At 65.4% G+C, this 13,168-nt stretch carries 9 protein-coding genes; 3 read left to right on the top strand and 6 right to left on the bottom strand.

All coding sequences use genetic code 11. The annotated features are described in order from the left end of the window. Positions 1-23: 23 nt before the first annotated feature. The 3 genes from J7S20_RS08425 to J7S20_RS08415 all read right to left on the bottom strand — a co-directional run bounded on the left by J7S20_RS08425 (position 24) and on the right by J7S20_RS08415 (position 4,641). Positions 24-1,697: a glycoside hydrolase family 43 protein gene (locus J7S20_RS08425; protein WP_284053797.1), complete on the bottom strand. Its 1,674-nt coding sequence runs from the start codon at positions 1,695-1,697 to the stop codon at positions 24-26. After that, positions 1,697-3,481 carry an IlvD/Edd family dehydratase gene (locus J7S20_RS08420; protein ID WP_284053796.1) on the bottom strand — a complete coding sequence of 595 codons (1,785 nt, stop codon included), beginning with the start codon at positions 3,479-3,481 and terminating at the stop codon, positions 1,697-1,699. Before J7S20_RS08420 ends, J7S20_RS08425 begins: the two co-directional genes overlap by 1 nt. An 83-nt stretch (positions 3,482-3,564) precedes the next feature. Next, a complete protein-coding gene (locus tag J7S20_RS08415; RefSeq protein WP_284053795.1) occupies positions 3,565-4,641 on the bottom strand; it encodes a LacI family DNA-binding transcriptional regulator in 1,077 nt (358 codons plus the stop codon). 239 nt (positions 4,642-4,880) lie between these two features. Here J7S20_RS08415 and J7S20_RS08410 point away from each other — a divergent pair, with 239 nt between their 5' ends. From J7S20_RS08410 to J7S20_RS08400, 3 genes are all read left to right on the top strand, one after another. After that, positions 4,881-7,262 carry a glycoside hydrolase family 3 N-terminal domain-containing protein gene (locus tag J7S20_RS08410; RefSeq protein WP_284053794.1) on the top strand — a complete coding sequence of 794 codons (2,382 nt, stop codon included), beginning with the start codon at positions 4,881-4,883 and terminating at the stop codon, positions 7,260-7,262. Positions 7,263-7,664: 402 nt separating this feature from the next. Beyond that, on the top strand, positions 7,665-9,227 hold the full coding sequence (locus J7S20_RS08405) for an aldehyde dehydrogenase (NADP(+)) (protein WP_284053793.1): 1,563 nt from the start codon (positions 7,665-7,667) through the stop codon (positions 9,225-9,227). 123 nt (positions 9,228-9,350) lie between these two features. Then, on the top strand, positions 9,351-10,043 hold the full coding sequence (locus tag J7S20_RS08400; RefSeq protein ID WP_284053792.1) for a L,D-transpeptidase family protein: 693 nt from the start codon (positions 9,351-9,353) through the stop codon (positions 10,041-10,043). Between the two features lie 177 nt (positions 10,044-10,220). Here J7S20_RS08400 and mmsB read toward each other — a convergent pair whose 3' ends face one another. The 3 genes from mmsB to J7S20_RS08385 all read right to left on the bottom strand — a co-directional run bounded on the left by mmsB (position 10,221) and on the right by J7S20_RS08385 (position 13,138). After that, entirely contained in the window at positions 10,221-11,105 is an 885-nt protein-coding gene (mmsB, locus tag J7S20_RS08395; protein ID WP_284053791.1) for a 3-hydroxyisobutyrate dehydrogenase, read from the bottom strand. Positions 11,106-11,211: 106 nt separating this feature from the next. Next, positions 11,212-11,988 carry an enoyl-CoA hydratase gene (locus tag J7S20_RS08390; RefSeq protein WP_284053790.1) on the bottom strand — a complete coding sequence of 259 codons (777 nt, stop codon included), beginning with the start codon at positions 11,986-11,988 and terminating at the stop codon, positions 11,212-11,214. Positions 11,989-12,070: 82 nt separating this feature from the next. Then, positions 12,071-13,138 carry an enoyl-CoA hydratase/isomerase family protein gene (locus J7S20_RS08385; protein WP_284053789.1) on the bottom strand — a complete coding sequence of 356 codons (1,068 nt, stop codon included), beginning with the start codon at positions 13,136-13,138 and terminating at the stop codon, positions 12,071-12,073. Positions 13,139-13,168 lie beyond the last annotated feature (30 nt).

The following is a 13,168-nucleotide window of genomic DNA, read 5'->3' as shown; positions in this document are numbered from 1 at the left end:
CGGATTTCAGCTTCGGCGTTACGCTAGTGCGCCGCGGTCGCGAACGGTCCCACCGTCGCGCCGATGAACCCGCCCGCGGTCTTCGTGCTCAGGATCGTCGCATCCTGGTCGGGCAGGCGGTGCCATGTGCCGGGCTTCACCGCATAGGCGAAGCCGATCCGCGCGCCATCGGGGCGAATGCTCAGATCGATCGGCGCGCCGGCCTTGATCCGCACCGGCTCGCTCGCGACCACCGTGCCGCCTGCCGGGTCGTCGGCTCCGGCGCGCTTGCGAAGCTCGACCGCCATGCCACCGTCCTTCTCGGCCAGCGACAGTGTGTAGAAATAATCCTGTGACTGCAGGATCGCGATCCCGGCGCGGTCGCCCGCCTGTTTCGGCGCGAAATGCATCCGCACGGTGATCGTGCCGTGATGATGTTGCAGCCGCCGCCCGAGATAGCTTGGCTGGGTATTGCCGCCGAGCGGCGCCGGCCGCGCGGTCAGCCGCAAGGCACCGTCCGCCTGCGCATACCAGCGCGAATGCGGGTTGCGGATCATCAACCATGCCGGCGACAGCCGCTCGCCGCCAAAGTCGTCGCGATAGGAAAAGGCACCCGTCTGCGGTCGTGCCCGATCGGCCTCGCGCGGCAGGTCGGGGCGCTTATGGACATAGGGGATCGGCGTCTTTGGGGGCAGGATCAGCGGCCAGCCGTCGTGCCACGTCACCGGCAGCAGGAAGGTCTCGCGCCCGATATTGTAGAAGTCACCCTTATAGGGCCGCGTCGCGAGGAACGTCGCCCACCATTTGCCCGACGGCGTCGTGACGAAATCGGCATGCCCGGCGGAGGTAATGGGATGGTCGCGATCCGCCGGCAGGTCGCGCTGCGTCAGGATCGGGTTGATCGGTCCCGGCGTATAGGGGCCGTCGACCGACTTGCTGCGCCAGATCGTCTGCGAATGGTTTTCCGCCGTCCCACCTTCCGCGGTCGACAGATAATACCACCCGTCATGGGCATAGATATGCGGTCCTTCGGCCCAGATCGGCTTTTCGGCCGGATGGACGCCGCCGTCGATCAGGACGGTGCGCGGGCCGAATGGCTGGAGCGTTGTCAGGTCGATGCGCTGGATCCATATCGCGCGGTGCCCTTCATAGCGCGGCGGCTCGGGCGGTGTGCCGTTGTTGAGAATCCACGCGCTGCCGTCGGCGTCGAAGAACAGCGACGGGTCGATGCCTTCGATCTTGTTCCACACCGGGTCCGACCATGGCCCCGCCGGATCGCGTGCCGTCATCACGAAATTGCCGCCGCAATCGACGCAGGTCCCGGCGAGGTAATAGGTGCCGTCATGATAGCTCAGATCGGGCGCGAAAATACCGCGCGACAGTCTCAGCTTGCCGAAATCGAACTGGTCGGGCCGGTCGATCGCGTTGCCGATCTGGTGCCACGAAACGAGGTCGCGGCTGTGATAGATCGGCAGGCCGGGAAAATAGGCGAAGGTGGAATTGACCAGATAATAATCGTCGCCGACGCGCAGCACCGACGGGTCGGGATGAAAGCCTGCCAGGACCGGGTTGCGATACTGGCCGGGGCCGGGCTCGACCGCGCTGTCGATCGGGTCGGCGCCGCGATAGGCGAACCAGTCGAAGCTCGCGACCGGTGCCGATTGCGGCGCAGCACCGATGGTCGTGAGCGCCGACGCGGCAAGCAGCAGCCGGCGCATCAATGGTTGTGCCTCGGCGTCCTGGCGGCGATCCCGCGATACTTGACCGCGAAATCGAGCACGCCGCCCTGTTCGAGCTGCCCGGTCTTTTCGCGGTAAAGCTCCTCCCATGGCGAATGGTCCTCGGGATAGGCGGGGATGCCGTCGGTCTCCATGCGCCGCGCGATCTCGGCCTCGTCGACCAGCGCGTCGCAGGTGCCCGCATTCAGGTCGATGCGGATGATGTCGCCGTCGCGCAGCCAGGCGAGTCCGCCACCCACCGCGCTTTCGGGCGATACGTTCAGGATCGAGGGGCTGTCCGACGTTCCCGACTGCCGGCCGTCGCCAAGCGTCGGGAGCCATTGCACGCCCTTGCGGATCAGCGCATCGGGCGGCTGCATGTTGACCACCTCGGCCGATCCGGGCCAGCCGATCGGGCCAGATCCGCGCATCACCAGGATCGTATCCTCGTCGATGCCGAGCGCGGGATCGTTGATGCGGTGGTGGTAATCGTCCGACCCGTCGAACACGACCGCCTTTGCCTCGAACACGTTCTCCTTGTCGGGGCGCGACAGATAGCGCTCACGAAATTCGTCGGAGATCACCGAGGTCTTGAGGATACCGAAATCGAACAGATTGCCCTTCAGCACCAGATAGCCGGCGCGTTCGCGCAGCGGTTCGGCAACGGTGCGGATCATCTCGCGGTCGCGCGTCTGGCGGCCCTCGATATTCTCGCCGATCGTCCTTCCGGTGACCGTCAGGCAATCGGTGTCGAGCTTCCCGCCAGCCGCCAGTTCGTGGAGGATCGCGGGGACGCCGCCCGCGCGGTGGAAACGCTCGCCCAGATATTCGCCTGCGGGCTGCATGTTCAGGATCAGCGGGATGTCATAGCCATGCTGCGTCCAGTCGAGCGATGACAGCTCGACCCCGGCGTGCTGCGCCATCGCCATGATGTGCGGCTGCGCGTTGGACGATCCGCCGACCGCGCTGACCAGCCGGATCGCGTTGAGGAACGATTCGCGCGTCAAAATCTTCGACGGGCGCAGGTCCTCATAGGCCATGTCGACGATGCGCCGGCCGGTTTCATAGGCCATCTGCCCGCGCTCGCGATAGGGCGCGGGGATCGCCGAGCAGCCGGGCAGCGACATGCCCAGCGCCTCTGCCACCGCGTTCATCGTCGATGCGGTGCCCATCGTGTTGCAATGCCCCGCCGACGGCGCGCTGTCGGTCGCGCGGTCGAGAAATTCCTCCTCGCTGATCTCGCCTGCCGCCAGCTTGCGGCGCGACCGCCAGATGACGGTGCCCGATCCGACCAGTTCGCCTTCGTGCCAGCCGTCGAGCATCGGCCCGCCCGACAGCACGATCGCGGGCACATCGACGGTCGATGCCGCCATCAGCTGCGACGGCGTCGTCTTGTCGCATCCCGTGGTCAGCACGACCGCGTCGATGGGATAGCCGTAGATCGTCTCGACTAGCGTCATATAGGCGAGGTTGCGGTCGAGCGCGGCGGTCGGGCGACGGCAATTCTCGAAGATCGGCATGACCGGAAATTCCATACAGATGCCGCCGGCGTCCCGGATGCCCTCACGCACGCGTTGGGCAAGGTCGACATGGATGCGGTTGCACGGGCTGAGGTCGCTGCCCGACTGTGCGATGCCGATGATCGGACGGCCCGATCGCAGCTCGTCGGGCGTCAGGCCGTAATTCATGAAGCGTTCGAGATAGAGCGCTGCCATGTCCGATCGGCCGGGTGCGGCGAACCAGTCGCGCGAGCGAAAGGGTTTGACGGGGGTGCGGGTCACCATGCCTCTCCTGTCGTGCCCAACGCTGCCGGTCAGGCCGTGTGAGCGCTACCAATGGCAGCCGCGAGGCGGTGACGCAAGACGGCTTAGCCGCGCGGGCGGCGGCGCGGCGCGGCGTCCGACTGGCGCCGGATCAGCGTATATTCCAGCTCGCTATGGGCCGGTTGTGCGTCCTCACCGGCGCGCTTGCGGCGAATCGATCCGACCATCAACTCGATCGCCGCCCGCGCCATGTCGGCGATCGGCTGCCGTATCGTCGTGAGTTCGGGCCAGATCGCGGTGGCGAGCGTGGTGTCGTCGAATCCGCAGACGGTAAGGTCGCCCGGCACGTCGAGGTGATGGCGATGCGCCATCGCGACGGTGGCGGCGGCCATGTCGTCGTTGCTCGCAAAGATCGCGGTCGGCGGATCGTCGGCCTCGAGCAGCTTTTCAGCGGCGTCGAGGCCCGACCGGTACGAGAACATGCCCTGCGCGATCAGCGCATCGTCGCGCGGGATGCCTGCCGCTTCCAGTGCCGAGAGATAGCCTTCGAGGCGCTGCGCGCTGATGCTTTGCGCGGGATTGCCGATGATGAATCCGATTCGGCGGTGACCCAGCGACAGCAAATGCCTGGTCATCGTCCGCGCGGCCGAGACCTCGTCGATGCACACCGCGTCGATATCGTCGGCCGGGTTGCCGCTGCCGATCAGTACCGGCGGCACGTCCTCGGCCCGGATCGCGGCGATCAATTCCTGCGAATCGCACAAGGGGGAGGGCAGGATGATCGCGTCGATGCCGCCCTTGATCAGATGCTTGGCGACCTCGATCTCATGTTCGCCGGGGTCGCATTTCTCGACGATCAGCTGCGCATCGCTGCTACGCGCCTGGTCGAGGCTGCCGACCAGCACCTCGCTCAGATAGCCCGCGCTGGGGTTGCTGTAGAGCAGCGCGATCTTCATCTGCCCCGCGCCCGCCAGCATCCGCGCGGCGGTATTGGGGGCATAGTTGAGCTGCGCGATCGCGGCGTTCACATTTTCGCGTGTGCTATCGCGAACATTGGCCTCGCCGTTGATGACGCGCGAAACCGTCATCGGCGAAACGCCTGCTACGCGCGCCACGTCCGCAATCGTCGGCGCGCCCTGCCGTTTGCCGGCATTGCGACGCTTGCGGGTAGTGGTGGCCATGGCATGCTCCGACTGGCTAGGACCGCACGGCCTATGCGTCCGGTCGAAAAGCGTTTGGTGAAATGCAGATGCAACAAATCGATGCCCTTCGTCCAGTTCGACGCGCCGGCGTAACGTTCGATTTGCGCCTTTTTCGATACGCACAGGGTTGACTTGTTCGTGCCGGGGCAAGAGTGATAGCGCTATCACATCAGCGGGCCGCGCAGAGCCCGCGACAATATTCGAGGGGGAGAGAATTTATGCGATATTTCGGCAAGGCTCGGCTGGCGGCATGCGTCGCGGTTTCGGCGCTTGCGCTGGTGCCCGGACCCGCGATTCTGGCAGCGCCCGCTCCGGCACAGGCGGATCAACCGGTCTACAAGGACGCCTCGGCGCCGGTCGATGCCCGCGTCGATGATCTGCTCGCACGCATGACGCTCGAGGAAAAGGTCGCGCAGCTTCAGGTCATCTGGGAAAACAAGGACAAGGTCTTCGACAAGGACCTGCAATTCGTGCCTGCCAAGGCGTCGAAAGCCTATCCCGACGGGATCGGTGGCGTTGCCCGTCCGTCCGACGCGCACGGCCCGATCTCGCCGCGCGTCGAGCCCGGTCGCGATACGGCGCAGACGATCAAGCTGGTCAACGCCATGCAGCGCTGGGCGATGACGAAGACGCGGCTCGGCATCCCGATCCTGTTCCACGAGGAAGGCCTGCACGGCTATGCCGCGCTCGGCGCGACCAGCTTTCCGCAGGCGATTGCGCTGGCATCGACCTGGGACCCCGATCTGGTGCGGCAGACCAACGCCGTTACCGCGCGCGAAATCCGTGCCCGCGGCGTCACCCAGGCCCTCAGCCCCGTCGTCGATATCGCGCGCGACCCGCGCTGGGGACGGATCGAGGAGACCTTCGGCGAGGACCCGTATCTGGTCGGCGAGATGGGGGTCGCCGCGGTCGAGGGATTGCAGGGGCCGGGCCATGGCCGCACGCTGCGCCCCGGCAAGGTGTTCGCCACGCTCAAGCATCTTACCGGCCACGGTCAGCCCGAAAGCGGCGAGAATGTCGGTCCCGCGCAGATTTCGGAGCGCGAGCTGCGCAACTATTTCTTCCCGCCCTTCCAGCAGGTCATCAAGCGCACCGCGGTAGAGGCGGTGATGCCGTCCTATAACGAGATCGACGGCGTGCCGTCGCACGCCAACAAATGGCTGCTGACCGACGTGCTGCGCGGCGAATGGGGCTTCAAGGGCGTCGTGGTCAGCGATTATTCGGCGATCGACCAGCTCCAGAGCCTGCATCACGTTGCCGGTTCGCTCGAACAGGCGGCGCGCGAAGCGCTCGATGCCGGCGTCGACATGGATCTGCCCGACGGGCTGTCCTACCAGACGCTCGTCAAGCAGGTTCGCGACGGCAAGGTGCCGATGGCGGAGATCGACCAAGCGGTCCGCTATGTGCTGGAAATGAAGTTCCGCGCCGGGCTGTTCGAAAATCCCTATGCCGATGTGCGCGAGGCAGAGGCGGTCACCAACACCGCCGACGCCCGCGCGCTGGCGCAGAAGGCCGCCGAAAAGGCGGTCGTGCTCCTTAAGAATGACGGCACGCTGCCGCTAAAGGCCACCGGCACGATCGCGGTGATCGGTCCCGACGCCGCCAAGGCGCATCTCGGCGGCTATTACGGCCAGCCGCCGAGCACGGTGTCGCTGCTCGACGGGGTGCGCTCCTATGTCGGGGACAAGGCGAAGGTGACCTATGCCGAGGGCGTCCGGATCACCAAGAATGACGATTGGTGGGCCGACAAGGTCGAACTCGCCGATCCGGCCGAAAACGCGAAACGTATCCAGGAAGCGGTGGCGGTCGCGCGCGGCGCCGACACCATCATCCTCAATATCGGCGGCAACGAACAGACCAGCCGCGAAGGCTGGGCGGCGGGCCATCTCGGCGACCGCGCCAGCCTGAAGATGGTCGGCCAGCAGCAGGCGCTGTTCGACGCGCTCAAGGCGCTCGGCAAGCCGATCGTGGTGGTGCTGACCAACGGTCGTCCGCTTGCCACGGTAAAGGTCGCCGATCAGGCGAATGCGCTCATGGAGAGCTGGTATCTGGGCGAACAGACGGGCACCGCACTCGCCCGCACGCTGTTCGGCGCGGTCAATCCGGGCGGCAAGCTGCCCGTCACCATTCCGCGCGATGTCGGGCAGATTCCGCTTTACTACAACTACAAGCCGTCGGCGCATCGCGGCTATCTGTTCACGCCCAAATCGCCGCTGTTCCCGTTCGGCTATGGCCTCAGCTACACCAGCTTCGACCTGTCGGTGCCGCGCCTGTCCAAGGCGACGATCGGCACGGGCGGTTCGGTTCAGGTGTCGGTCGATGTGAAGAATACCGGATCGATGGCCGGCGACGAGGTCGTCCAGCTCTATATCCGCGATCAGGTCAGCTCGGTCACCACGCCGGTCAAGGCGCTCAAGGGTTTTCAGCGGGTGACGCTGAAGCCGGGCGAACAGCGCACCGTCACCTTCACGCTGACGCCCGAAGCGTTCGCGCTGTGGAATCTCGATATGAATCATGTCGTCGAACCGGGTGATTTCGACATCATGACCGGCGACAATTCGGTTGACCTCAAAAAGACGGTGCTGACGATAACGGAGTGACGGGAGCCGCCGGGTCGGTGGTGCCTGGCGGGAGAAGTCCGATGACGGATCCATGGTGCCGCCGACAGGGCCTGAGTGTTTCTTGTTCGACCTCGTCTTCGCCTATCCGCGGATGGGCAATGTGCTCTGCGGTATGTCTGACCGATACAGCGGGTTGCAGAACCAGTCGCCGCGTCCCGATGGAACGGCGAAGCGCCCTTGCCCGTATGATAGTGTATTCGACCCAAAACCGCTGCGCGATGCGATCGGCGCGGCATTTGTCGCGACGACCGTGCGAAATTGAACGGTCGGGGGCGGTAGCGCTCTCGCTCAAGCTACCTATGTAGGGACCCGACCGCTTCGTCCCGCCCGCACGCGGGACGGACTGTAATTTGTATGACGAATTAAATGGGAGAAAGACACATGGACGGCAGTTTTCTGATCGGCGGCCAGGCGGTGACCAGCAGCGAGACGTTCCGCGCGGTTGATCCCGCGACCAACGAGGCGCTCGACACCGATTTCGCCGTTTCGACGAAGGAGCATGTCGCGCAGGCCTGCAAGCTGGCCGACGAAGCGTTCGACAGCTTCCGCGAAACCGACCCCGAAGATCGTGCCGCATTTCTCGAGGCGATTGCCGACGAGATCGAGAATGTCGACGGACTCGTACAGCGCGCCATGGCCGAAAGCGGCCTGCCCGAGGCGCGCCTGACCGGTGAGCGCGGTCGTACCTGCGGCCAGCTCCGTCTGTTCGCCAAGCTTCTGCGCCAGGGCCGCTGGGCAGAGGTCGTTGTCGATAACGCCATGCCCGACCGTCAGCCGCTGCCGCGCGCCGATCTGCGCCAGCGCCGTATCGCCGTCGGCCCCGTCGCCGTGTTCGGCGCGTCGAACTTCCCGCTCGCCTTTTCGGTCGCGGGCGGTGACACCGCCTCGGCGCTCGCCGCCGGTTGCCCGGTCGTGTGCAAGGGCCATCCGGCGCACCCCGGAACGTCGGTGATGGTAGCGCGCGCGATTGCCAATGCGGTGAAGAAATGCGGCCTGCACGAAGGCGTTTTCTCGCTCGTTCAGGGCACGTCGAACGAACTCGGCGCCGCGCTCGTCACCGATCCGCAGATCAAGGCAGTGGGCTTCACCGGTTCGCGCGCCGGCGGCCTGGCGCTGGTCGAGCTGGCGCAGAAGCGGCCCGAACCGATCCCGGTCTATGCCGAAATGTCGAGCATCAATCCGGTCGTCCTGTTCCCCGATGCGCTCAAGGCGCGCGGCGCCGATCTGGGCAAGGGCTATGTCGGCTCGCTGACGCTGGGTTCGGGGCAGTTCTGCACCAATCCGGGCGTGGTCGTCGCGATCGACGGTCCCGAACTCGATACCTTCGCCGAAGCCGCTGTAGAGGCACTGTCGGAGGCGCAGCCGCAGGTCATGCTGACGAGCGGCATCCACAAGAATTACGACAAGGGTGTCGAACTGCTCAGCGGGCAGGGCGAGGTGAAGACGCTGGCCCGCGGCGCCGAAGGCACGGGCTGCAACCGTGGCCGCGCGGCGCTGTTCGAAACGACGGGTGAAGCCTTCATCAACAATCCCGAGCTGGCGCACGAAGTGTTCGGCGCAGCCTCGATCATCGTTCGCTGCACCGATTTCGATCAGATCGCCAAGGTGCTCGAAGGGATGGAAGGTCAGCTCACCGCGACGCTCCAGATCGACGAAGGCGACCATGAAGAGGCCGCCAAGCTGGTTCCGCTGCTTGAGCGCAAGGCCGGCCGCATCCTCGCCAATGCGTGGCCGACGGGCGTCGAGGTGAGCTATGCCATGGTCCATGGCGGGCCGTTCCCGGCAACGTCGGATCCGCGCACGACCTCGGTCGGTACGGCGGCGATCGAGCGCTTCCTGCGCCCGGTCTGCTATCAGGACCTGCCCGACGCGCTGCTTCCCAAGCCGGTCAAGCACGACAATCCGCTGAAGCTGCCGCGCATCGTCGACGGCGAACGCGAATAGGCGGCCAGGCCGCTACGGCAAAAGGGCCGGGCCGCCATGTGCGGTCCGGCCTTTTTTATTGCTCTCCCATCACGCCTGCCACCGCCGTGACCCGTCGCCGTCGCTCCTGTGCAGGCGGGGGGCATGCTTCCTACGATCATGGTTACCGTTCCGAACTGGTACGCCGCGCGAATCGACATGGTGATTTACCTGTCGTTCACCTATGTAAAGCGCAGGAAGCACTATGGAGGACTGGTCGTGATCGTGTTCGCATCGGGTATTCGCCGCATGAGGACTTGGTTAATGGCGCCGTTCGCCCTGGCGATACTCGCCGCGTTGACGACCGCCGCCCCGGCAAGTGCGAAGCCGCGCGGAGTTGCCGCGTCCTTTCCGGTGAAGACGGTTCTAGAGCTTCCGGGCGACCTGACCTATGGCGACTATGTCTGGGATGACGACGGCGTCGCGCCGGGGCCGCTGACGATCGTCGTCGATCTCGATAACGAACTTCTCCACGTCTATCGCGGCGGTAACGAGATTGGTCGATCGGTCATCATCTACGGCGATGACAAGAAACCCACCCCGATGGGTGAGTTTCACATCATCCAGCGCGACATCGATCATGTGTCGAACATCTATAAAGGCGCGCCGATGCCCTACATGCTCAAGCTCACGACCGATGGCGTCGCGATCCACGGCAGCAAGGTAGAGGTGGATACCGCCACGCATGGCTGTGTCGGCCTGCCCGACGAATTTGCCGCGATGCTTTATTCGCAGGCAAAGCTCGGCGACCGCGTCCTCATCACCAACGACTGGATGGACCAGTTCGAACCGATGTGAGGCGGTGGTAGCGCCGCGTTGGCGCTTCCATCCGAGCACCGCGAGATTATTTGACGTAACGCCAATGAAACCTGGCTTCGGTCAGGATGACGCCCGCTTCTCGCAGTCGGAAGCCCCGCCGCGGCAAGCGACTTCGGATGTTACGGCGTATCGCCTTCGCGAAAATCCGCCCGGGCCCTATTCCTCGTGCGCGAGCATCTTGATGATCGCTGAGAAGTCGAGGCCGGCATGCCCCTCTTCGGCGAATTTCTGGTACAGTTCGGTCGCGCGCGCACCCATTGGCGTGTCGGCGTCGACCGTTGCCGCCGCGTCCATCGCCAGCCGCAGATCCTTGAGCATCAAGCCCGTCGCGAAGCCGCCGGCATAGTCGCGGTCCGACGGTGCTTCGGGGCCGACGCCCGGGACCGGGCAATAGCTCGTCATCGACCAGCTCTGCGCGGTCGATACCGATGCGATATCGTAGAATTTCTGCGGGTCGAGCCCCAGCTTCTTCGCCATCACGAACGATTCGCAGGTCGCGATCATCGTCGCGCCCAGAATCATGTTGTTGCACATCTTGGCGGTCTGTCCGGTGCCGCTGCCGCCGGCGTGGATCACCGCCTTGCCCATATCTTCGAGGAACGGTTGCGCGCGCTCGAACGCCTCGTCGGTGCCGCCGACCATGAAGGTCAGCGTGCCGCCCTGTGCGCCCGCGATGCCGCCCGATACCGGCGCATCGACCGCCAGCAGTCCCTTCGCCGCCGCCTGATCGGCGACGTCGCGCGCGGTGGCGACGTCGATCGTCGAACAGTCGATCAGCACCGCGCCGGTATCGGCGATACCGAACACCGAATCGCGATACACTTCGGCGACGTGCTTGCCTGCGGGCAGCATGGTGATGACCGCTTCGGCACCCTCGGCGGCCTTGGCAGCACTTTCCACGGGCAGGCAACCGTTCGCCTTCGCATTGGCCAGCGCCTCTTCGGACAGGTCGAAGGCATGGACGTCATGCCCCGCCTTGGCGAGGTTCGCCGCCATCCCGCCGCCCATATTGCCGAGCCCGATAAATCCAACGCGTGCCATTTTTCTCTCCTAATCTCCCCTCCCGTATATGGGAGGGGGCGGGGGAGGGGAGACCCCTTGATCATTCCCTCCCCTAGCCCCTCCCGCAGGCGGGAGGGGGAGTGTGTCACTTACCCGTCCATTTCCCCGGACGCTTCTCGACGAACGCGGCCATGCCCTCGCTCTGGTCTTCGGTGCCGAACAGCCCGTGAAACAGCCGCCGTTCGAACTGCACGCCCTGCTGGAGCGTGGTTTCATATGCCGCGTTTACCATCTCCTTGTTCGCCTTGACCGCGAGCGGCGGCATCTCGGCGATCGCGGTCGCGACCTTGACCGCTTCCTCGACCAGATCGGTGGCGGGGATGATGCGGCTGACCAGCCCCGCGCGCTCGGCCTCTTCGGCGTCCATCATCCGGCCGGTCAGGCACATTTCCATCGCCTTGGCCTTGCCGACCGCGCGCGTCAGCCGCTGCGATCCGCCCATGCCCGGCGACACGCCCAGCTTGATCTCGGGCTGGCCGAACTTGGCGGTGTCGGCGGCGAGGATGAAGTCGCACATCATCGCGACCTCGCAGCCGCCGCCCAGCGCATAGCCCGCGACCGCCGCGATCACGGGTTTGCGCGTCCGCGTGAAATCTTCCCAGCCGGCGAAGAAGTTCGACGCGTACATCTCGGCAAAGCCCTGGCCCTGCATCTCCTTGATGTCGGCGCCGGCGGCGAACGCCTTTTCGCTGCCCGTCAGCACAGCGCAGCCCTGGCTGTCATCGGCGTCGAAATCGGCCATCGCGGCGAGCAGGTCGGCGAGTATCTGGCTGTTGAGCGCGTTGAGCGCCTTGGGCCGGTTGAGCGTGACCAGCGTCACGCGCCCGCGCTTTTCGACGAGGATGGTTTCGTATTCGGCCACGATCTTTCTCTCCGTCGCTCCTGCGAAGGCAGGAGCCTGTCTCTGGTTCAACAAACGCCGTTCGCTCGCACGATCGGCACGGTCACGCCGGCGTCCACGCCTCTTCGTCGGGCAGCGGTGCGAAGATCTGGTCGATCAGATGCTCGGTCACGCCCTCGGGGGTCGCCGGGTTCCATTTCGGGTCGTTGTCCTTGTCGACGATCACCGCCCGCACGCCCTCGATGAAATCGTGACGCTGGCACACCCGGCTCGCCACCGCGAATTCCTGCCGCATCTCGTCCTCGAACGTCGCGGTGCGCGCGCCGTCGTAGAGCAGCCTCAGCGACACCTTCATCGTCTGCGGCGACTTGGTGCGCATCACCTCGAGCTGCTGGTTGCCCCACTCGCTGCCCTCTTCCTCGAGCGCGGTGAAGATTTCCTCGAGCCGGTCCGACGCGAACAGCCGGTCGATTTCCTTGGCGTGCGCCATGATCTTCGCCTCGGGAGCCGCGACCGACAACTCGCCCAGGATCGTCTCGATCGCCTGCGGATCGTCCGCGATCCGCCGCTTCGCTTCGTCGAGCGCCTCGGAGGGCAGGAAATGCGTCGCCAGCCCCAGCGCAAGGCATTCGGCCCCATCGATCCGCGCGCCGGTCAGCGCGAGATACTGGCCCATCCGCCCGGGCAGCCGCGACAGATACCAGCCGCCGCCGACATCGGGGAACAGGCCGATCCCGGTTTCGGGCATCGCGAATTTCGTGTTTTCGGTCGCGATGCGGTACTTCGCCGGCAGCGAAATGCCGACGCCGCCGCCCATCGTGATGCCGTCCATGAATGCGACGACCGGCTTCACATAGGTGAACAGCCGGTGGTTCATCCGGTATTCCTCGCGGAAGAATTCGCGCGCCGCCTTGCCGTCTTCCTTGCCCGATTCCTGCACCATGCGGATGTCGCCGCCGGCGCAGAAACCGCGCGACTTTTTGGGGTCGCCGTCCGGCGAGGGGGCATGGTCGATCAGCACCGCCTCGATGCTGGTGTCGCCGCGCCAGGCATCGAGCGCCTTTGCCATCGCCACGCACATTTCGGTATTGAGCGCATGGATCGCCCTGGGCCGGTTGAGCCGGATGCGCCCGGCCTTGCCGTCGATCGAAATCAGTACGTCGTCGGTCATAATTCTCCTTCACGTCCTCTCCTGTTGGAG

This window comes from Stakelama marina (assembly GCF_018122655.1).
GTDB classification, from domain to species: Bacteria; Pseudomonadota; Alphaproteobacteria; order Sphingomonadales; family Sphingomonadaceae; genus Sphingomonas; species Sphingomonas marina.
This window is presented reverse-complemented; position numbering and strand designations above follow the sequence as displayed.